The organism is Neosynechococcus sphagnicola sy1, assembly GCF_000775285.1.
Classification (GTDB): Bacteria; Cyanobacteriota; Cyanobacteriia; order Neosynechococcales; family Neosynechococcaceae; genus Neosynechococcus; species Neosynechococcus sphagnicola.
In genome coordinates, this window is sequence record NZ_JJML01000040.1 from 1 (window position 1) to 18,969 (window position 18,969).

The 18,969-nt window shown below is 53.4% G+C and carries 18 protein-coding genes and 2 pseudogenes; 11 read left to right on the forward strand and 9 right to left on the reverse strand.

The features are described from left to right. Positions 1 to 108: 108 nt before the first annotated feature. Positions 109 to 1,455, reverse strand: coding sequence for a glutathione-disulfide reductase (gor, locus tag DO97_RS15070; protein WP_036534983.1), 1,347 nt, complete (start codon positions 1,453 to 1,455; stop codon positions 109 to 111). 167 nt (positions 1,456 to 1,622) lie between these two features. On the opposite strand from gor, the gene DO97_RS15075 reads away from it, so the two are divergent. Beyond that, a complete protein-coding gene (locus DO97_RS15075; protein ID WP_036534959.1) occupies positions 1,623 to 2,492 on the forward strand; it encodes a response regulator in 870 nt (289 codons plus the stop codon). 45 nt (positions 2,493 to 2,537) lie between these two features. On the opposite strand, the gene DO97_RS15080 is transcribed toward DO97_RS15075, so the two are convergent. Continuing rightward, complete coding sequence (locus DO97_RS15080; RefSeq protein WP_156120603.1) at positions 2,538 to 2,924, reverse strand: hypothetical protein; 387 nt, start codon at positions 2,922 to 2,924, stop codon at positions 2,538 to 2,540. A gap of 182 nt (positions 2,925 to 3,106) precedes the next feature. Between DO97_RS15080 and mutL the strand changes: the two are divergent. Next, a pseudogene (mutL, locus tag DO97_RS15085) lies at positions 3,107 to 4,793 on the forward strand (DNA mismatch repair endonuclease MutL). Positions 4,794 to 4,808: 15 nt separating this feature from the next. Further along, positions 4,809 to 5,663: a formyltetrahydrofolate deformylase gene (purU, locus tag DO97_RS15090; protein WP_036534964.1), complete on the forward strand. Its 855-nt coding sequence runs from the start codon at positions 4,809 to 4,811 to the stop codon at positions 5,661 to 5,663. A gap of 122 nt (positions 5,664 to 5,785) precedes the next feature. Here purU and DO97_RS15095 read toward each other — a convergent pair whose 3' ends face one another. The 4 genes from DO97_RS15095 to DO97_RS15110 all read right to left on the reverse strand — a co-directional run bounded on the left by DO97_RS15095 (position 5,786) and on the right by DO97_RS15110 (position 11,285). Then, positions 5,786 to 6,685: an alpha/beta fold hydrolase gene (locus DO97_RS15095; RefSeq protein WP_036534967.1), complete on the reverse strand. Its 900-nt coding sequence runs from the start codon at positions 6,683 to 6,685 to the stop codon at positions 5,786 to 5,788. A 29-nt stretch (positions 6,686 to 6,714) separates the two neighbouring features. Further along, positions 6,715 to 9,423, reverse strand: a complete 2,709-nt coding sequence (locus tag DO97_RS15100; RefSeq protein WP_081980777.1) for a heavy metal translocating P-type ATPase — start codon at positions 9,421 to 9,423, stop codon at positions 6,715 to 6,717. A gap of 146 nt (positions 9,424 to 9,569) precedes the next feature. Further along, complete coding sequence (cax, locus tag DO97_RS15105) at positions 9,570 to 10,655, reverse strand: calcium/proton exchanger (RefSeq protein WP_036534970.1); 1,086 nt, start codon at positions 10,653 to 10,655, stop codon at positions 9,570 to 9,572. 381 nt (positions 10,656 to 11,036) lie between these two features. Then, the gene (locus DO97_RS15110) at positions 11,037 to 11,285 is read right to left on the reverse strand and encodes a Ycf34 family protein (protein WP_036534972.1); all 249 of its coding nucleotides are present in this window, start codon (positions 11,283 to 11,285) and stop codon (positions 11,037 to 11,039) included. 110 nt (positions 11,286 to 11,395) lie between these two features. Between DO97_RS15110 and DO97_RS15115 the strand changes: the two genes are divergently transcribed. From DO97_RS15115 to DO97_RS25315, 8 genes and pseudogenes are all read left to right on the forward strand, one after another. After that, positions 11,396 to 12,745, forward strand: coding sequence for a tRNA nucleotidyltransferase/poly(A) polymerase-related protein (locus DO97_RS15115; protein WP_052128799.1), 1,350 nt, complete (start codon positions 11,396 to 11,398; stop codon positions 12,743 to 12,745). Further along, positions 12,742 to 13,569: pseudogene (locus tag DO97_RS15120) on the forward strand (Nif3-like dinuclear metal center hexameric protein). Before DO97_RS15115 ends, DO97_RS15120 begins: the two are co-directional and overlap by 4 nt. Continuing rightward, positions 13,566 to 14,480, forward strand: coding sequence for a serine/threonine-protein kinase (locus DO97_RS15125; protein WP_081980778.1), 915 nt, complete (start codon positions 13,566 to 13,568; stop codon positions 14,478 to 14,480). Before DO97_RS15120 ends, DO97_RS15125 begins: the two are co-directional and overlap by 4 nt. A 53-nt stretch (positions 14,481 to 14,533) precedes the next feature. Continuing rightward, entirely contained in the window at positions 14,534 to 15,085 is a 552-nt protein-coding gene (locus tag DO97_RS15130; protein WP_036534975.1) for a hypothetical protein, read from the forward strand. A gap of 6 nt (positions 15,086 to 15,091) precedes the next feature. Then, entirely contained in the window at positions 15,092 to 15,352 is a 261-nt protein-coding gene (locus DO97_RS15135; RefSeq protein WP_036534977.1) for a MoaD/ThiS family protein, read from the forward strand. 76 nt (positions 15,353 to 15,428) lie between these two features. Further along, on the forward strand, positions 15,429 to 15,722 hold the full coding sequence (locus DO97_RS15140; protein WP_036534979.1) for a hypothetical protein: 294 nt from the start codon (positions 15,429 to 15,431) through the stop codon (positions 15,720 to 15,722). A 70-nt stretch (positions 15,723 to 15,792) separates the two neighbouring features. Further along, a complete protein-coding gene (locus DO97_RS25310) occupies positions 15,793 to 16,602 on the forward strand; it encodes a hypothetical protein (protein ID WP_204368658.1) in 810 nt (269 codons plus the stop codon). Beyond that, positions 16,490 to 17,197 (forward strand): hypothetical protein, encoded by a 708-nt coding sequence (locus DO97_RS25315; protein WP_204368659.1) that lies wholly within the window; start codon positions 16,490 to 16,492, stop codon positions 17,195 to 17,197. The genes DO97_RS25310 and DO97_RS25315 overlap by 113 nt, the downstream gene beginning before the upstream one ends. Positions 17,198 to 17,542: 345 nt before the next feature. Here DO97_RS25315 and DO97_RS15150 read toward each other — a convergent pair whose 3' ends face one another. The 3 genes from DO97_RS15150 to DO97_RS15160 all read right to left on the reverse strand — a co-directional run. After that, entirely contained in the window at positions 17,543 to 17,905 is a 363-nt protein-coding gene (locus DO97_RS15150; RefSeq protein ID WP_036534980.1) for a hypothetical protein, read from the reverse strand. 113 nt (positions 17,906 to 18,018) lie between these two features. Further along, positions 18,019 to 18,627: a ribonuclease HII gene (locus DO97_RS15155; RefSeq protein WP_072016464.1), complete on the reverse strand. Its 609-nt coding sequence runs from the start codon at positions 18,625 to 18,627 to the stop codon at positions 18,019 to 18,021. A 3-nt stretch (positions 18,628 to 18,630) separates the two neighbouring features. Next, positions 18,631 to 18,969 (reverse strand): hypothetical protein (locus DO97_RS15160; RefSeq protein WP_204368660.1); only part of this gene is annotated, 339 nt, incomplete at its 5' end.

Here is an 18,969-nt window from a genome sequence, read left to right on the forward strand (position 1 = left end):
ATTGTTGATGAATAATCCAGGTTAGGAACTTCCCAAAATCGGCCTTTGACCGTCTGACCCTGTCCTCAGCTGCCTGACCAGCGCTATCAATGGACATCTGTCGATCCACTAGCGCATGGTCACAAACTCTTCTGCCGCTGTGGGATGGAGGGCCATTGTTGCATCCAGATCTTTTTTCGTAGCTCCCATTTTGACTGCGATCGCCAGAGATTGAATGATCTCAGCCGCATCCTTGCCCACCATATGAGCCCCCACAACCCGATCACTGGCCTTGTCAACCACCAGCTTCATCAGGGTCTTTTCATCCGCCCCCGTCAAGCTATGAAACATAGGGCGGAAGCGGGCTTGATAGATGGTCAGATTCTCAGCACCAAACTGGTCTTGGGCTTCGGTTTCGGTCATCCCCACGGTGCCTACTTCTGGTTGCCCAAACACTGCCGTGGGAATATTGTCATAGTTAATGGCGCGACGCTGATTGCCAAATTCTGTATCGGCAAAGGCTCGACCTTCTGCGATCGCCACGGGGGTAAGATTTTTGCGATCGGTGCAGTCTCCGACGGCAAAAATATGGGGTTGACTGGTTTGACTGTACTCATTCACTGCGATGGCGCCATTGACGACCGCAACTCCAGCCAGATCGAGTCCCAGCCCAACGAGATTGGGCGATCGCCCGGTCGCATAGAGGACGGCATCCACCTTCAGGGGCTTCTCCAGATCTGGACACAGAAACAACTTCAAGCCTTTAGAGGTTTTCTCAATCCGCTCCACCGTTGTATGGGTGAGGAATTGAATTCCATGGTTGCCCATGGCTGTCTGCAACTCCTTACGGATGTCAGGATCAAACCCCCGCAGGATGCCATCACCGCGGACAATTTGGGTGACTTCCGAACCCAGACCATTCAAAATGCCAGCAAACTCCACCCCAATGTAGCCCCCTCCAACTACAGCAAAGCGTCGGGGCTGCTTCGGCAGATGAAACATCTCCCGGGAGGTAAGGGCGTATTCAATCCCAGGGATCTCAGGTTTGGTTGCCTCGCCCCCGACAGCAATCAAAATTTTTTCGGCGGTGAACCGTTCTTCGGCCACCTGTACGGTGTGGGCATCCACCAGGGTTCCAGGCCCCGAGATCAGTGCCACCCCTGCTTTTTCAAGGAAACTGATGTGCAAATTACTGAGGCGGCGAACTTCAGTATCAACCGCCGTTACCAAGGTTCCCCAGTCAAACTTTGGCTTCACTTTGCGCCAGCCGTAGCCCGTGGCATCCTGGTAAACATGGGAAAAACTCGAACCGTATACCATCAGTTTCTTGGGAACACACCCCCGGATCACACAGGTGCCCCCGACCAAATCAGACTCAGCAATCGCAACCCGTGCCCCGTAGCTCGCGGCTCGTTTAGCAGCAGCGAGACCCCCTGAACCGGCACCAATGACAAACAGGTTGTAATCAAATTCCATAGTTTCAGTCTTAATTTGGGCATGAAACACGGTAACGCCCTCTCTATTAGGATACAGCGTCAAAACTTTTGCTGCATTGACTAATTCTGACCCAGAAGATGCCGCAGTTCCTGAAATTCAGGAGTCGGTGTAGCTTATATAAGAGTAGCAACCGCAAGGGTGTCCCCATGGCCAATCGTTCTGAACCCGAAGCCCTGATAGGCAATATTCTGTTGGTAGACGATACCCTGGAAAACTTAGAAGTTCTAGATCAGTTGCTGACCACCCAAGGCTATGACGTGCGGCGAGCCATCAATGGCCCCATGGCACTCATGGGTGTGGCTGCCGAAGCCCCGGATCTAATCTTGCTCGATATTATGATGCCGGACATGGATGGGTTCCAGGTCTGCGCCCACCTCAAGAGCAATCCCGCCACCCAAGCAATTCCAGTGATATTTATCAGCGCCTTAGATGCCGCTGAAGATAAGGTAAAAGCCTTTGCTGTTGGGGGTGTTGATTATATTCCCAAACCCTTCCAGACAGCGGAGGTACTGGCTCGAGTCGAGAATCAAATGGCGATCGCTACCCTGCGGAAACTATTGGAGCAAAAAAGCAACCAATTACTGAAGCAGAACCACCAACTCCAAGATGTCTTGTCGGAGCGTCGCCAAACCCTAGCTTCGATCCAGGAGGCGGACGAGCGATATCGAGATATGTTTGAGAATGCCGCCGTGGGGATCTTCCAGTGCTCAGCAACGGGGCGCTACTTTCGGGTCAATGCAGCTTTAGCTGCAATCTACGGCTATGCCTCCCCCCCTGACCTACTGTGGAGCGTTGCCAATCCTCAAGGCAAACTCCCCTACGTTGATCCCAACCATTGGACACGGTTTACTCAGCAAATGGCTGTCCAGGGTCTTCTCAAAAGTCTCCAAGCTCAGGTGTATCGTGCCGATGGTAGCATTGTCACCATTCTAGAGAGTGTCCGCACGGTCAAGAATCAGGAGGGGCAGTTTCTTTACTATGAGGGGTTTGTCCAGGAAATCCCCCCAGTTGTTTAACGGCAGAGACTTTATCAGTTGACATGGCACGTTTCGAGACTATCCTTACCAGAGAATTTCCAGTCGGGCTTTGGGCGGGTTCAGTTGGGGAATCTCAACCAAACGCACCTGCACCCCACAGGTGACCTCGCTGGGCTTATCATTAAAGACAGTTTGCGGATAGGCTTGACCGTTACAGTTCAGTTCAATTTGGGCACTGTCAACAATCCCATTCAAGTCGTCCCGCCAACTCTCTGATACTTCGCCTAACCAGAGTTCGGCGCGTCCATTAGCAACGCGTCGAGAAGCCCCGGTTGTGACGGTAACGACTTCCGGGCTAGAGGCACACCCCACCAACCCCAAGAACAGGGTAAACACGAGCCACCGTTCGATGCGGCGTTGCCTCTTCCCGATCGCCGATGTAACCATGGGTTGCCAACCAATAGTTCTCATAACTTCAAGGCTTAGGAGGCTGGCCCCCTCCGCTAGTCAAATTAGCTAGGATTCTAGGGTTATTTTACAATCAGTCTTTGCGGCGATCGCACTATTGATTTATGGATCTTCACCTGCATCATGGGAAACAGCGTCTGGTTGGGCAGTCAGTCCCTGCTCCACCTTCGGAGGGATAACGCTGGATGACGGTGCGGATTCAACGCCTCCCTGAAGAGGTTGTCCACCAGATCAGTGCTGGCGAGGTCATCGACTCCCTGGCTGCCGCAGTCCGAGAGCTGGTTGAGAATGCTTTGGATGCTGGCGCTACTCGCCTGACCATTGCGGTTTGGCCGGACTCCTGGCGCGTCCGGGTCGGAGATAATGGTTGTGGCTTCTCTTTAGCCAATTTGCACCAGGCGGCGATCGCCCATAGTACCAGCAAGATTTGTCACCGTGATCACCTGCTCAACATCACCAGCCTGGGATTTCGGGGGGAAGCGTTGCATAGTCTGGCGCAGTTAGGCACTCTGGAAATTTGCAGTCGGGAACCCCAGTCGCCCGAAGGGTGGCAGGTTTGCTATGACCAATCGGGGAAGCCCAGTGCTATCAAGCCCGTGGCGATCGCCCCTGGGACGGTAGTGACAGTCTCGGATTTGTTCGCCAACTGGATTTCCCGGCGGCAAGCACTCCCCACCGTGGCTCAACAATTACGCGCCATTCAAACCACCTTGCAGCACATGGCACTGTGCCATCCCCAGGTTACCTGGCAAGTGCAACATAGCGATCGCAACTGGTTTGGACTCTGGCCGGGTGAAACAGCCCTACAAATTCTGCCCCAGATTCTCCGCAACCTCCAACCCGGTGATCTGCAATCCCTGTCTCTGGTCGTGCCCACCCCCAACGCCCCGGATCTGGCAGCGATTCAGGGGGTACTGGGACTCCCCGATCGCTGTCATCGCCATCGCCCCGACTGGATCCGCCTCGCAGTCAATCAGCGGATGATTCGCAGTCCTGAACTGGAACAAACGATTTTAGGGGCGTTTCGTCGCCTCCTCCCCCGAGATCGCTTTCCCGTTTGCTTTTTACATCTGCAAGTGCCAGCCTACGAAATCGACTGGAATCGTCATCCGGCCAAGATCGAGATTTACCTGCACCATCTGGCCTACTGGCAGGAACAGATTACCCAGGCGATCGCCCAAGCCCTGAGCTTTCAGACTCCCCTCAACACCCTGCAAACCCAACGGGTCACAACGTTGCTAAAAGTAGCAGAGGCTGAAGCAGGTTACAGCGTCCACCGCCAGGTGGAGGCTGCGGCTCCCCAAGGAAATCCCGCAGAGCTTAGCCCGCTGCCCCTCCTGAAAGCCGTGGCGCAAGTCCGTAACACCTATATCCTGGCGGAACATCCGGGGGGGGCTGTGGTTGGTAGAGCAACACATTGCCCACGAACGGGTGCTCTACGAACAACTCTGCGATCGCTGGCAATTGGTTGCCCTGCCCACTCCCCTGATGTTGAGTCATCTTTCCCAGGCTCAGTTGGAACAGTTGCAACGTTTGGGCATGGAGGCAGAACCCTTTGGCACCCACCTGTGGGCGGTGCGGCTGGCACCAGAATTACTGGCTCAACGGCAGGATTGTAAAGAGGCGCTGTTAGAACTTAGTCAGGGAGGCGATTTCCAGTCTGCTCAGGTTGCCACCGCCTGTCGCAGTGCCCTGCGGAATGGCACACCCCTAACCATGACAGAGATGCAACAACTGCTGAATCAATGGCAACAAACCCGCCATCCCCGCACCTGCCCCCATGGTCGGCCGATTTATCTGTCCTTAGAGGAATCCGCACTGGCACGATTTTTTCGCCGCCACTGGGTGATTGGTAAAAGTCATGGCATTTAAGGAGACCCTGAAGGAATGAATCTCACCACCGCAACCCTGCTAATTTCCTGCCCGGATCAGCGGGGACTCGTTGCCAAGATTGCTAATTTTATCTATGCCAATGGCGGCAATATTATCCATGCCGACCATCACACTGACTTTACCAGCGGACTGTTTCTCACCCGGATTGAATGGCAGCTCGATGGCTTTAACTTACCCCGCGAGCTGATTGGACCAGCCTTTCATGCCATTGCCCAACCCTTAGCAGCCAGTTGGCAATTGCACTTTTCCGATGCGGTGCCACGGTTGGCAATTTGGGTGAGCCGTCAAGATCATTGCCTCTTTGATCTGATTTGGCGGCAGAGATCGGGGGAGTTACAGGCAGAAATTTCCCTCATTATTAGCAACCATCCCGATCTCAAGGAACTGGCGGATCGATTTGAGATTGACTATTACTATCTCCCAGTGACCCACGAGAATAAATTGGCGCAAGAAGCAAGGGAATTAGAACTGCTGCAAACCTATAAAATTGATCTAGTGGTGTTGGCAAAATATATGCAGGTTTTGAGTCCTCATTTTGTGCAGCAATTCTCCCATGTAATTAACATTCACCACTCTTTTCTCCCTGCTTTTCCGGGCGCTAACCCCTACCAACGAGCCTACGAGCGGGGGGTGAAGATTATTGGTGCCACTGCCCACTATGTGACGGTCGATCTAGACGAAGGGCCGATTATTGAGCAGGATGTGGTGCGGGTGAACCATCGAGATACGGTTGCCGATCTAATTCGGAAAGGCAAAGATCTAGAACGAGTGGTATTAGCTAGAGCGGTGCGTCTACACCTGCAAAATCGTGTGTTGGTCTACGGCAATCGCACCGTTGTCTTTGGGTAAAACTTGCGGGGCGCTAAAATTCCGCTTTTTGTAAACGCCGCAAGCAGCGGGGAATTTACTCGTTCCACGCCCCTTAATGAACGTAGCCTAGTAGTGCTGATGTTGAGCATTGACTTCTGATCTCAGCCGCGATCGCCTAGATGTCGGTTCATGAGTCCAATCACAATTTCTGGAACCTCTAAATGGGGGAGAACCCCAGCACCTGCGATCGCCTCGAAACCTACCACGGCTTCAGGATTGAGCTGCGCTAATCGTCGTCCTAAGGCGAGGGGGGTAAACTGAGCTTGGGTTCCCCAGAAGAACCGGGTCGGAATCGATAACTGGGGCAGATAAAGCGCGAGATCAAAATAGAGATTCCCCTTCAAAAAAGCTAGGGCTGCATATTCTGCACCAGGTTGTTGGGCAGAGGCTAAAAAGGCTGCCACCATCTCATCAGAGATCCGCTCGGGTTTAGCAAACAAAAACTGCTGTAAAAAGTTGCGTACAGCAAACTCATTGGCGGCACCCAGGGCATAAATGATCTGATCGACTAACGGTGTTCCAATCAGTTCCAGTGGTAACCGGCGTCCGGCTTCCTGGCCAAAATCCTTAAACCCAGCGGGGCAAACGAGATAGAGTGCCTGGAATAATTCCGGCCGCTGGATGGCCAGGCGAATGGTCAGCGCCCCCGTAAACGACGAAGCCAGCACCGTCACAGGGGGATGACAGGCGCGCTCAATAAACTCCACCAGGGTGATCAGATAGTCTGAAAGCTGATAGTCCCGCAAGGGATGGGCGGACTGGCCCCAACCAATCAGATCTGGAGCCAGCACCCGATGGGTGGCGGCAAAGGCTGGGTAGACCTTCGACCATTCGTAAGCAGAGGCACCGCCGCCAAAATTGTGTAAGAACACCAGCTCCGAACCAGAGCCTGATTCAGGTACCCTTTGCCAAGGGAGGCTGAGGGGGGCATAGTAAACCATGACCCCAAGACTGGTCTTAACTTGCCGCTGCCCGAAACCAGGCGGTTGAAATTGCAGCATTGATTCAGCCTGCCTTGACTCAGGGTCGATTAAACCAGGGAGACCTGCTTCTCTTCAGACGGAGGGGCGATCACCCCTCCATTGCCAATGGCATAAAACGCCTTAGTTGTTTGATCAAATTCCCAGGCCTGCCCCTCTGGATCTCGGTTACGACTCCATTCCTGGAAATCCTGCCGCGATCGCTGCCGAGTCAGGGCTTGAGTGGTTAATCCTAGACGTTTGGCGAGATCAGCTTGACTGAGATAAGGTTCTGCTCCAGAGCTATGGTTCAACCCATGGAGAAATACAGGTTCTACCTCCAAGGAAACCTCAGCAGTTGGCGGAAAACCATTGGTCTCGTCTACTAGCGGGGAAGAAACAACCACCGCGCTCATGGGAGTTTCCACCTCAGGGGTTGCAGTTCCCCCATTCATTTCCCCTGCGGGTTGGGGGGCAGTGGGGGCTGTTTTGGCATGAGTTTTCATCTCAACATGACTATGGAGCCTTTCTTCTTCCTCGTGTAAAGTGGCAATATCTAAGGAGTGGCTCAGGGGAGTCACACCACCGGGGCCAAGGAGAGGTCGCAGACCATTGAGTTCTGCCAGAATCGCCGTCCCATTGTTGATTACCACTGCCAGGATAGGGTCAAGGGCAAAGACAATACCGGAGATCAGGGCACCAATATTTGGCACCGCCACGATCGCCGTGTTCTGCCAGATGATTTCCATCGCCTGCTTGGCAATGCGAATGGCGTGGGTTAACCCTCGCAGATCATCTTCCATCAGCACAACATCCGCCGTTTCACGGGCAATGTCTGTAGCCCCCGCAAAGGAAATAGAGACATCAGCATAGGCGAGAGCCGCCGAGTCATTGATGCCATCCCCACAGAAAGCCACCACCTTACCTGAATCATGGAGGGACTTCACCACTTCCACTTTGCGTTCTGGGAATGCCTCGGCATAAATATTATTGGGGCTAATACCCAACTCTCCGGCAACCGCTCGGGCAACGCGGGTGACATCCCCACTGAGCATATAAGGGGTAATCCCCTGTTGTTTCAGATCCTTCACCACACCCTTGCTTTCAGCTCGGGGGGGATCGCTGTACATTACCACCCCAAGGAGTCGACCATCCCCAGCAATATAGACCAGTGAACAACTCCCGGTCAGGGCTTCTGGATAGCGTTGTTCGAAGACTTGTAGATCGATCTGCTCCTGGGTCATAAACCGAGAGCTGCCAACCTGAATCCGCATCCCATCAATTTTGGCAACGACTCCCAGGCCAACTTTATACTCCCATTCTTCGCAACTCTTCAGTTCGAGCTGTGATTCCCTGGCTTGGCGCACGATCGCTTCCGCAACTGGGTGGGTTAACCCCTGCTCCGCAGTAGCTGCCAAGGCCAAAATCTCTGAGCCAGCGAACCGATCATCCATCACCTTAATATCGGTGACTCCAGCATGACCAACGGTAAGGGTGCCCGTCTTGTCAAAGACCACCGTTTCAATGCGCGCCAGAATTTCAATTGCCCGTCCACTGCGAATCAAAACGCCATTACGAGCTGCATAGGTGAGGGCAGACAAAATCGTGGTCGGTACCGATACCCGAATGCCAGTTCCCAAGTCTAGGGTCAAGAGGGCGATCGCTCGATTGAGGTCACCACTAAACAGCCCCACCCCAGTACCAATGAGCAGCGTCGGAATCACCGCCTGATTCGCCACCGTTGCGGCATAATTCTCGACACGAGTATCGTGGACAGGAGCTGACTGCATCAGGGAAACAATCACACCCGCCCGAGTGTTGTTGCCAGTGCGTTCCACCAAGATGCAAAGATTGCCATCCACTACCAGGGTCGAGGCAAAGACTTCATCCCCCTCGGAACGCTCCACAGGTACCGATTCTCCCGTCAGCTTGCACTGATCAATCAGGCCAGTTCCCCTGAGGACATAGCCATCGACGGGGATCTGATCTCCGGGGTAGACAATGACGTGATCTCCCTCTATCACATCCTTGACTGGGATTTGAATTTCCTGGCCATCTCGCTCGACCAGGGCGTACTTACCAAGGCAGTCCAGCAAGTCCAAGGAAGCTCGTTCCGTTCCTCGGGCGGTTAGATCCCGAATTAACTCTCCCCCTTCCACTAAGCCCAACATGAAAGAGGGGGCAAAATAGTGTCCTTGCAAGGTGTGGAGTGAAATTGCCAGACCATCTAGGAAGTCAATGGTCAGCTGCTTTTCCTCTTGGATTGCTTCCCAGGCCCGCTTAAACACCGGTAATGCCCCAGCGAACACCACGCCTGCAATCACGATGCTAGGAATGGGCAAACCCGCGATCGCCCCCAGGCTGAGAACCAACCCCAAACCAGGCAAGCCGAGTCGTTCCCAGTAGTCAATTTCATGAACCGTAGGTTTCTCCTGAACCATCGCCGGGATCTCAGCCAGATCCAGGGTCGAAGCCCGTTGAATTGCGGTAAAGATCTGCTCTTGAATGGTGTCGATGGTAACTGCACCGTCCTCATACTCAACCACCAGGGAGCTAGCCATGGCGTTAATGCGGACATCGGTAACCCGATGCAGTGACTCTACGAGATATTGCAACTTACTAGCATAATCTACATCATTCAGCAGGCGGGGAACACGGATGCGAAAGCGTCCTGGTGCCCAGTGGAGAACTTGATAATGAGTTTTCTGGAGCTGAGAGACCTGATGAGGCTCAGAGATTACGGTTGTAGTGGATACTTCAATGTCCTCTATGACTAGCATCTTAGGCGGGGAACCTGTGAGATTAAATGACTTGACTATATCAGAATCACCTTTTGTGGTGAAACTTACGGACAATTTTAGCCAAATTTTAGCGAACCTACGGACAGCCTGGGGACTGAGTTGATACCACCCCCCGCAGCGGTCTTTCAGGGATGGAAGTAAAAAGCAGTTCCCAAAATAATATAGGTAATCAGTAGTAAAACCCCCTCCAACCAGTTGGAACTCCCATCGCTACTAATGGAGTTGCAAATGATCACCGCCATGGCCACGGCCACGATTTCAAAGGGATTGAAATCTAGATTCATCGGTTGACCCATCAGCCAGCCAACCAGCACCAGGATCGGTGCCACAAACAGAGCAATTTGCAAGCTTGATCCAATGGCCACCGCCATGGCTACTTCCATCTTGTTCTTGAGGGCAAAAGTGATGCAGGTAATATACTCTACAACCCCCCCAAACAATGGGATCAGAATCACCCCGGTAAATAGGGGAGATAAGCCTACGGTTTTGATGGTTTCTTGCAGACTTTCTACCAAAATATCGGAAATGAACACCAGCACAATGGTGGCACCCAGTAGAACTCCCAATTGCAACTTCAGGTTGATGGTGGGGTGGGCGGCAGCTTCAGGCGCCCCATGGGCTTCGGATTCCAGTTCTTCTAATTGATAAAGACTGCGATGGGTTTTCATCGAGAAATATAGCATCAGGCAATAAAACAGCAGCAACAGTACCGCCGCAGCATAGGAGAAATAATTCAGAATCTCCGGTTTCAAGCCTGCAGAGGTTTCATGCATGATGGTGGGGGTAACCATCACAATCACCGCTAGGATCAGAGAAGAGCTGTTGAGTCGGGCAACCGTTGGTTGAAACTTCTGCTCTGAGAAGCGAATACCTCCCAGCAGAGTTGACAGCCCAATTGCCAGGAGCAAATTGGCAATGATAGATCCCGTAATACTGGCTTTAACCACTTCAACCAACCCACTTCTCAACGCCACAATGGCGATGATCATTTCAGTGGCATTGCCAAAGGTGGCATTTAACAACCCCCCGAAAGCTGGCCCAATCACCGTTGCAATTTCCTCGGTGGAGTTGGCAATCCAGGCGGCAAGGGGAATAATTGCCAATCCTGATACTAAAAATACAATCAGCGGATTCAGATGTAACCATTGTGCTCCCATAGCAATGGGTACAAATACTAACATTCCCAGCAAGATTTTAGTTTTGATCGACATGGCACTTCTTGGGTCAGCTATGTTGCGGTGTTTACAAGATAATACCGATCTGCCTCTAGTCAATGCCGCACCCCTAACATTGCTCACAATCTCTTTACAATTTAGGGAGTGGCGTGATGACAACCGGATGCCAGTGATTCTGGTTTTTTATAGGAATTGACTGCGATGCTGCCCTTTATGAGTCCTACGGAGTGGCAATTCGCTAGGATAAAGGCTGTGCGAAGCTAAAATTTTACCCTTGAGACGGCCAATCCTACATGGAAACAATTGACTGGCAAAACCTGATCGCAGGGGGACTAGGAGCTGCCATCTTAATGGGCGGTATGCTGATGATGTTTACGGGGATTTGGACCCGTCGTAGGCGCTAAGAACGCCCGAACCTCAGGTGGGAACGAGTTCTCCGGGACGAAGTCGCGACCAGCGTCCTAGATCGGGTGTAAAACTCAGACAACCTACGACATCCCATTCCATCTGGATTTCATCGGACTGAGTCTGAATATTGACATTGATGGTGGGTTCAATTGCTTCAAAATCAGGGATTTCGGTGAGATGGGGTTGCTGATGCTGAGCTTCCACTGCATGGTAGGTTGTGCAGCGATCGACGTACTGGCAGTTGATGCAGATACACATTAACCTCACTCCCTGACATGCCTAACAGCGTCAACAGTTCCGATGGGCTTTTCTGCTACTCTAACTCAGACCCTGCCATTCATCCATGCCTTGACTGATTGATTGTTCCCATGCCTGGCCTCTCGCTCCCTACTGCCTCTCCAACCCTGTCGCCGCACCTGTGGCCATTTAGCCCTCAATGGCTCCCGACTTCTACCTATCTAGTGGGAGGAGCCGTGCGAGATGCCCTCTTAGAGCGTCCGGTGGATCGCCTTGATTTAGATTTTGTATTGGCGGAGAAGGCGGTTGAAACGGCGGCGGCGATCGCCCACCACTATGATGCGGGATTTGTGCTCCTGGATGCAGAGCGACAAATTGCTCGGGTGGTGTTTGACCACGCCACCGCGGATTTTGCCCTGCAGGTTGGCTCTAGTCTGGAGATGGATCTACAGCGGCGAGATTTCACTGTCAATGCGATCGCCTATAGTCCCCATACCCAGGAATTACACGACCCGCTGCGAGGGTATCGGGATCTGGAAAAGCGCTTGATTCGCATGGTTTGCCTTGACAATTTACGGGAAGACCCATTACGACTCCTGAGGGCCTATCGTCAGGCTGCGCAATTGGGGTTTTCCCTGGAGCCGGGGACCCAGGTGGGAATTCGGCAGCTGGCCGCGTGTCTAGCAGACGTTGCGGCTGAACGGGTTCAGAGTGAATTGCGTTACTTGCTGAGTTCAGCAGCCGGCACAGCTTGGTTGACCACGGCTTGGCAGGATGGACTGTTTGCCGGTTGGTTTGCCCAAGCGACGCTGCAAAGTTTAGCCAATATTGCGGCTCTAGATTGGGCTGCTGTTTCCCTGGAGGCAATCTGTCCGGGCTTTTCCCAAGTCCTCCACAGTAAAGTCCGAGATAGTGCCTTTGCCACCAAACCCGAGGGATTGCATCAGGCTACCCCAGCCTGCAACCGCGATCGCAACTGGCTGACGACCGCTAAACTCGTTTGTTTGCTCCCCCCTACCCCCGATCAAGCAGAGGCAGAGTTACAGCGACTCAAGTACAGTCGGGCTGAATTGCGAGCCGTGATGGTGGTTCTGAAGTACCTGCCCCGATTGTTGTCCCCTGGGGCAGTATTGACCTTGCGAGATCAGTATTACTTCTTTCAAGAGATCGGGCCGGTGTTTCCCACCTTGGCGGTGTTGGCCGTTGCGTTGGGAATGCCCTTGGCAGCGATCGCGCCTCTGGGACAGCGGTTCTTAACCCTCAGTGATCCCGTTGCCCACCCCGTCTCTCTGGTCACTGGACAGCAACTGATGACGGGGTTAGACCTACCGCCGGGTCCTCTGATTGGCAAGTTACTGTCTGCCTTACAATTGGCGCAAGCAGAGGGCACGATTACGACACCTGATGCTGCCTTAGAACTGGCTGCTCAACTGTTACAGGCAGGAACCTTAGGAGCCAGGGATGGCAAGGAGGGACGATGAAGATTGCAGAGTTCATCACCTGGTTTGAAGCCTGGGCAGATCCCCGTTGGCAAGCAAGCTGGGACAATTGTGGTTGGCAGGTGGAACCCGGAATTTCAGATCAGTCAGCCCAGGTGCTCGTCTGTCTCACGCCGACCTTAGCAGTCCTCCAAGAAGCGATCGCCCTGCGGCAGTCGGGGGTGTCGGTGAATCTGATTTTTGCCCATCATCCCTTAATTTTTTCCCCGTTGAAGTCCCTGTGTACGGGGGGGTAGATCGCCGATCAAGTGCAGCTTGCCTATGCCCATCAGATTGGTATTTACAGTGCCCACACCAACTTTGATCAGGTAAACGACGGGACGGCAGATGTGCTGGCGCAATGCCTGGATCTACAACAGGTAAGTCCCCTGGTGATGACCCAGCCCAGCCTGGGGTATGGTCGGGTAGGGAACTTGCCTCAACCCCTTCCCTTAGAAGTCCTACTGGAGAAGATTCAGACTCGCCTCTCAGTGCCGCATTTGCTCGTGTCACCCTTCTCGGATGGCAAACAGCTCATACAAAGGCTGGCGGTGCTGGGTGGCTCGGGAGCGAGTTATATCGCCGCAGCGGTGCAAGCAGGTGCTCAAGCCTACCTCACCGCTGACTGTAAGTTCCATCAATTCCAGGAAAGCCGCGATCGCCATTTAATTTTAATCGATGCTGGTCATTACGCCACGGAGCGTCCGGCCTGTGCTCGCCTGGTAGAAATTTTCCAGAGGTTGGGGTTAGCATGGGTCAGGTTAAGTGCTGAAGATGAAGACTTTCGCTGGTTTGCTCGCCGTGCCGTCAAGAGTCCAAAAAGATGATGCAGGAGCTGTTAAATAATCGCTATCGCGTCCTCCAGATTCTGGGGAGGGGTGGGTTTGGTGAGACCTATTTGGCGGAAGATACCCAAATGCCGTCCCAGCGGCGTTGTGTGATCAAACAACTAAAGCCCGTCACCACCAATGACCAAATTTATCAACTCGTAAAGGAGCGCTTCCAAAGAGAAGCTGCCATCTTAGAAGAACTGGGAGACGGCCATCCCCAAATTCCCCGGTTGTATGCCTATTTCACCGAGATAGGGCAATTTTACATGGTGCAGGAATGGATTCAAGGCCAAACCCTGAATCAGCGCTTGCAGTCCCAGGGGCTCCTGAGTGAGACCGAAGTACGAACCATCCTCATCCATTTACTGCCGGTTCTGGAGTACGTCCACAGCAAGGGGATAGTCCACCGAGACATCAAACCCGACAACATTATGGTGCGGCAGCGGGATGGGAAGCCTGTTTTAATTGACTTTGGAGCGGTCAAAGAAACCATGGGCACCGTGCTCAACTCCCAAGGCAACACCACGAGTTCCATCGTGGTTGGCACACCGGGCTATATGCCCTCGGAACAAACAGCGGGTCGGCCCCTTTTTGCTAGCGATCTCTACAGTTTGGGCTTGACAGCGATCTATCTTTTAACGGGCAAAGTCCCCCAAGCACTGGAAACCGATCCACGCACCGGGGAATTACTCTGGCGGCGCTATGGGGACCACCTGAATCCAGAGTTGGCTGACATCCTCGATCGGGCAATTCAGTCTCACCCCCGCGATCGCTATGCCACCGCCGCTGAGATGCTCGCTGCTTTACAGGCTCTCTCCACTCCCGAGGCCGTGCAGGCTTCCCCGACTTCTGAGTCTACCGTCGTTGCCCCCTCCACACCTCCCCTCTCTGGGTTACCAGGGGGGTAACCTCTAGCCCGCCGAGCCTGCCGTCCCCACCGGTCGTTACTGCTCCGACTGCGGTGCCTGCCACCGTGGTCACCCCTGTAGTGCTCCCTAGCTCCCGGCCCAAAAGTAAAACCGCATTTCTGATTGGGATTGGTGTGGCTGGCATCAGTTTGTTCGGGGCTGTCCTGATCACCCTTGGATTGGTTGGGCATTGGTGGAACTCGGATGAACCCAGTGACCAAGCCGCCCATCTCCCCAGTTCCACCTCCGAAGAAACAACGCCAACGCCGATATCCCCCCCAGCAAATACGTCTGAACCCCCCGAATCATCCCCAACGGAGGTGCCAACCCCAGCAGATAGCCCCGAGATTTCGGAGGGAAATTTTCGGGAACCAAAGCGCTCAATTCTGAACCAATATCCCCCCAAAGTTGTTGATAACTTTATGCGCGCCTGCATTGGAGAGGATAAAACTGAGACAAAACAAGCCTTTTGTCAATGCTCTCTGGAACAGGTACAAGCGACCTACACCCTGCGAGAATTTATTCAGTTAGACCGGGCGATCGCCGCTGGTGAACCGACACCGGAACGCTTTAAAGAGATTATTCACACCTGCACCAAGCCGTAAAAGCCCATGTCTGAGCCCATGATCACGGTGACGGTAAAGCTGTTTGCCATCTACCAGGAAGTCTGTGGTGTCGGGGAGTATCGACTGCAATTGCCACCCCAGACCCCCGTGGCCACCGTGCGCGATCGCCTGCTGTTGGAGCATCCAGAACTGATGCCATGGCGTGATTTCACTCGCTTTGGTGTCAATCTTCAATTTGTAGCCCCCGAGACGCTGCTGCAATCAGGGGATGAAGTTGTGTTGATTCCCCCCGTGAGTGGAGGATAAAGAATTGCCAACACTTTGGAGACAGGATTCAGAATCTTCGGTAAGGTACTGGATGTTTCCTTCCTAGGTTTTATTTATGCCAACCTTGATTCGTTTCAAAACCGTACTCCTGACGACCCTGGTCATGGGGACGGTGGGTTGTTCTAGCCTCAATTCCGACACTCATGTCTATCCCCAGCAGGTGGTCACCAACTTTATGGATGCCTGTGTCAAGTCTAGTAACGGTAAGACGGAAGCCTGCACCTGTGCCATTGACAAGATTCAAGCTGAGTACACCCTGAAAGAATTTGCAAAAATTGACAAAGAACTATCGGAGGGAGGCAAGCCCCCAGAGCGATTCGTGGGAATTGTGAAGGAGTGTACTCAATAGCAGGGAACTTCGGAGTCACCCTGCATGTGGGTGAAGTTTACGTCAGCCAACCCACTTCAGCGAGATTCTCATGTTGCTACTGACCGAGGGTATTCCGGCAATTCCCGACCTCACTCACCCCCAAGATCTGCTGCAATTTGGGCAACAATTGTTGCACCTCAGCCAATGGCTGATCCTACTGCTAGCAGGATTGGGGGTTGTCTTGGCGGCTGTGAATTTTTCCTATCGCGGCGGACGGCTGCGGCGCGACGAGGCGGAGCGTTGGGATTGGCTGGATGCGGAACTGGCGCGCTATGGTCAGCTGTTGCGGGGGGCAGGGCAGGGGTTAATGATTCTGGTGATTTTAATCGGTGGATTTTTTCTCTGTTCCACCCTGGCCAACCGTTATCACCACTGGGAACAGGACAAAATTGCCCAAGTTGCCAACAGTGTTGCCGGAGAGCGCGTGGAACAACTCGCCCCCCAAGTGCACTACACCCTGGAGGAACCCTACACGACCATTACCTATATTGATGGCAAGCCCACTGAAGTTGAACGATTGCGGCAGGTCGATCGCCTCCTCTCCCCCCGTACCTCCCAAGCTGAGGTGAAATTGACGCAAGTCACTGATCCCGCAACCCTACGACTCATCTATGCCTCGGAGTTTAGCGGTCGTTACCAAGTCGCCAATACCCTAGCGATCCCCCAGAACTTCACCTTTGAGGTGACCCCCCCCTGTGGGGTATACCCTGTTGCAAGACTATCGAGTGGAACGGCAGGGGCAGCATTTGGAACCCCAGAATCAAGGCACCTATCGCTTCCCCCTCCGACTCTCGCCTGGGGAATCAACGGAGTTTCGTGTCACTTACAAAGCTCAAGGAGCACCGCGCTGGGTCTATAGTGCCAATGGGCAAATCCTCTCAGGGTTTCGACTCAGCGTCCTGGCAAACTTCCCCAACGCCAACTACGCCAGTGGCATTGTGCCCACTGAAACCAAGGCAGAGGGGCAAGGCACCCGCTTCACCTGGGTGTTTGCAGAGAATGTATCGGTGCAAAATCCCTTCGGCGTATTCACCACTATCCACCCCATAGGGACAACCGGCATCTTACCCCGACTGTTACTCCTAGCGCCAGGGATCTTTCTTTGGTGGATATTGTTGTTATATCTCACCGTGCCGCTACGCTGGCAAGAGGGGGCGATCGCTGGGGCAATCTTCTTTGCCTGTTTGCTCAGCTTAACCTACGCCAGTCGCTGGATGGATGCCAAACTCGCTTGGGGTTGTTTGTTGTGGGTATTGCTGCTCTTTGGTTGGGGCTTGGGCACCCAGCACCAGAGCCGTTGGCAGGTTGTGGTTGTGACCTTGAGTGGCGCGGTCTTACCAATTGGGGGTTGCTTGGTTGCCTCCACGGGGTTAACCTTTGGCATCGCGGGGTTAATTTCGGTGGCTTCTTTGATGGGGCAATATTTTCAGCTCAAGCTGGGGCAACCAGAATAGTCTCGACCAGCGGGGCGATCGCCCTTACCGCCCTTCTGCCAAATTGCTATGTATGCCTCAATCCAGTGGGTAGTCTACCGCTAGATGTGCGTAGTTGGACTTGCTCCAACTGCAACACCAAGCACGACAGAGATATCACTACTGCTATTAACATTCGAGATCAAGGCTTACGTCTATTAGCGTCGGGAACCAGCGCTACCGCCAGTGGAGGCAATGTAAGACCAAAGGTTGGAAGGAAATCTTCCGTATCTAGGGCAGTTGCCGTTGAAGCTGGAAGGCGCTCATCTATCGCCTAGCGATGATCAGCGGTCGTTCACCCCATTAGCAATCCTGTTGGAACCTGAGTTAAAGCCGCTCTTGCTCTGTGAGGGTGACCGCTATACTGAGACCCCCGATGGAAATGCCCTCAGACGCCCGTCCGCGAACGGTGACGGTACTGTTAATAGGTGGCATTCCTGATTGGGTAACCACCCAAACGGATGCTGAGTTGTCCTGGATCTCGTAGGCACCTCGACCTAGCACACCAATCTGGTTGATCACCTTGCCGCGAATAGTAGCGTTCTGGTACTGGGAGGGGTTACTCACAATCTGGCTAATAGGCGTGGTGCCAATGCCAAAGCGGGCTAGTTGGGTGCAACCGATTAAACTAACGCTGCTGCAACTCAGCATCAGAAATGTGATCAACGATAAAAGTTGGCGAGTCGGCATGGGAAATAACTAGGCTCCATTCGACGAGTACTCAATCCTCTCAGGGGAATGATTGGAGATGGTGAGGAAAAATTGAGAAAGAGATAAATTTCAGAGGTTCCTTGAGAACCATTTTACTCATCCCCCTGGGGTTGCTGCACCTGACAAGGACGAAACGATCGCCGATGCAGCGGTGAGATACCCCATTCTTGCAGTGCCAGATGATGACGGGAACTGCCGTAGCCCCGATTCGCTGCTAAATCATAGTGGGGATACTTTAGGGCTAACTGCTCTAGCAGGCGATCGCGCCACACCTTGGCAATAATGCTGGCAGCGCCAATTACCAGGGATTGCTGATCGCCTTTTACCAGCGTTTGCTGGGGCAGCCCCAGATCGGGAATCAATTGATTACCATCAATCAAGCAAAGGTGAGGGGTGACCTGCAATTTCCTGATGGCCCGCTTCATCGCCAGCAGTGAGGCTTGGAGAATGTTCAAGCGGTCAATTTCTCCCACAGAAGCACTTCCAATCTGGCAATCCAAGGCCAGATCCCGAATTTGTCCGGCTAACTGTTGGCGTCGCGCCGCTGAGAGCTTTTTGCTATCGGTGACTCCTGCAACGGTCAAGGCTGTCATGGCAGTTTCCGGCAAAATGACTGCTGCTGCCACAACTGGCCCAAATAACGCACCGCGCCCGACTTCATCTACGCCTGCAATCTGCTCCCAGGGATAGCCACACGTCACGACCTAACCCTCCTCGTTGGTGTCCAGAGGAGACTCGATGAGGGTTGCAGAGGAGCGACGACGACGGCGACGATTGGTGGCATCTTCCGAGACGGAGGATTCATCCGCAAGGGTTGGCAACACTGCGACAGCTGTCAGCGGATGGGTGTCGTCAGTAAAGGGGGCTGAAATCGCTAGCGGCTCCAGAGTTTCAGGCACTTCAGAGATATCCTCGGCGGCTGTCATGTCTGGATCAATGGGGAACCCCGTAATCATCTGCGGTGCTCGGGTAACCAAGGCATCAGGGGCAATATCCTCAAGTGGGGCCGGGGGGTTGCTCACCAGGGAGGGTGACAGAAACAA

Bases quoted from the DNA above. Each gene is read 5' to 3' on its own strand.
- gor (WP_036534983.1), bottom strand. From the start codon at position 1,455: ATGGAATTTGATTACAACCTGTTTGTCATTGGTGCCGGTTCAGGGGGT.
- DO97_RS15075 (WP_036534959.1), top strand. From the start codon at position 1,623: ATGGCCAATCGTTCTGAACCCGAAGCCCTGATAGGCAATATTCTGTTG.
- DO97_RS15080 (WP_156120603.1), bottom strand. From the start codon at position 2,924: ATGAGAACTATTGGTTGGCAACCCATGGTTACATCGGCGATCGGGAAG.
- purU (WP_036534964.1), top strand. From the start codon at position 4,809: ATGAATCTCACCACCGCAACCCTGCTAATTTCCTGCCCGGATCAGCGG.
- DO97_RS15095 (WP_036534967.1), bottom strand. From the start codon at position 6,685: ATGCTGCAATTTCAACCGCCTGGTTTCGGGCAGCGGCAAGTTAAGACC.
- DO97_RS15100 (WP_081980777.1), bottom strand. From the start codon at position 9,423: ATGCTAGTCATAGAGGACATTGAAGTATCCACTACAACCGTAATCTCT.
- cax (WP_036534970.1), bottom strand. From the start codon at position 10,655: ATGTCGATCAAAACTAAAATCTTGCTGGGAATGTTAGTATTTGTACCC.
- DO97_RS15110 (WP_036534972.1), bottom strand. From the start codon at position 11,285: ATGTGTATCTGCATCAACTGCCAGTACGTCGATCGCTGCACAACCTAC.
- DO97_RS15115 (WP_052128799.1), top strand. From the start codon at position 11,396: ATGCCTGGCCTCTCGCTCCCTACTGCCTCTCCAACCCTGTCGCCGCAC.
- DO97_RS15125 (WP_081980778.1), top strand. From the start codon at position 13,566: ATGATGCAGGAGCTGTTAAATAATCGCTATCGCGTCCTCCAGATTCTG.
- DO97_RS15135 (WP_036534977.1), top strand. From the start codon at position 15,092: ATGTCTGAGCCCATGATCACGGTGACGGTAAAGCTGTTTGCCATCTAC.
- DO97_RS15140 (WP_036534979.1), top strand. From the start codon at position 15,429: ATGCCAACCTTGATTCGTTTCAAAACCGTACTCCTGACGACCCTGGTC.
- DO97_RS25310 (WP_204368658.1), top strand. From the start codon at position 15,793: ATGTTGCTACTGACCGAGGGTATTCCGGCAATTCCCGACCTCACTCAC.
- DO97_RS15150 (WP_036534980.1), bottom strand. From the start codon at position 17,905: ATGCCGACTCGCCAACTTTTATCGTTGATCACATTTCTGATGCTGAGT.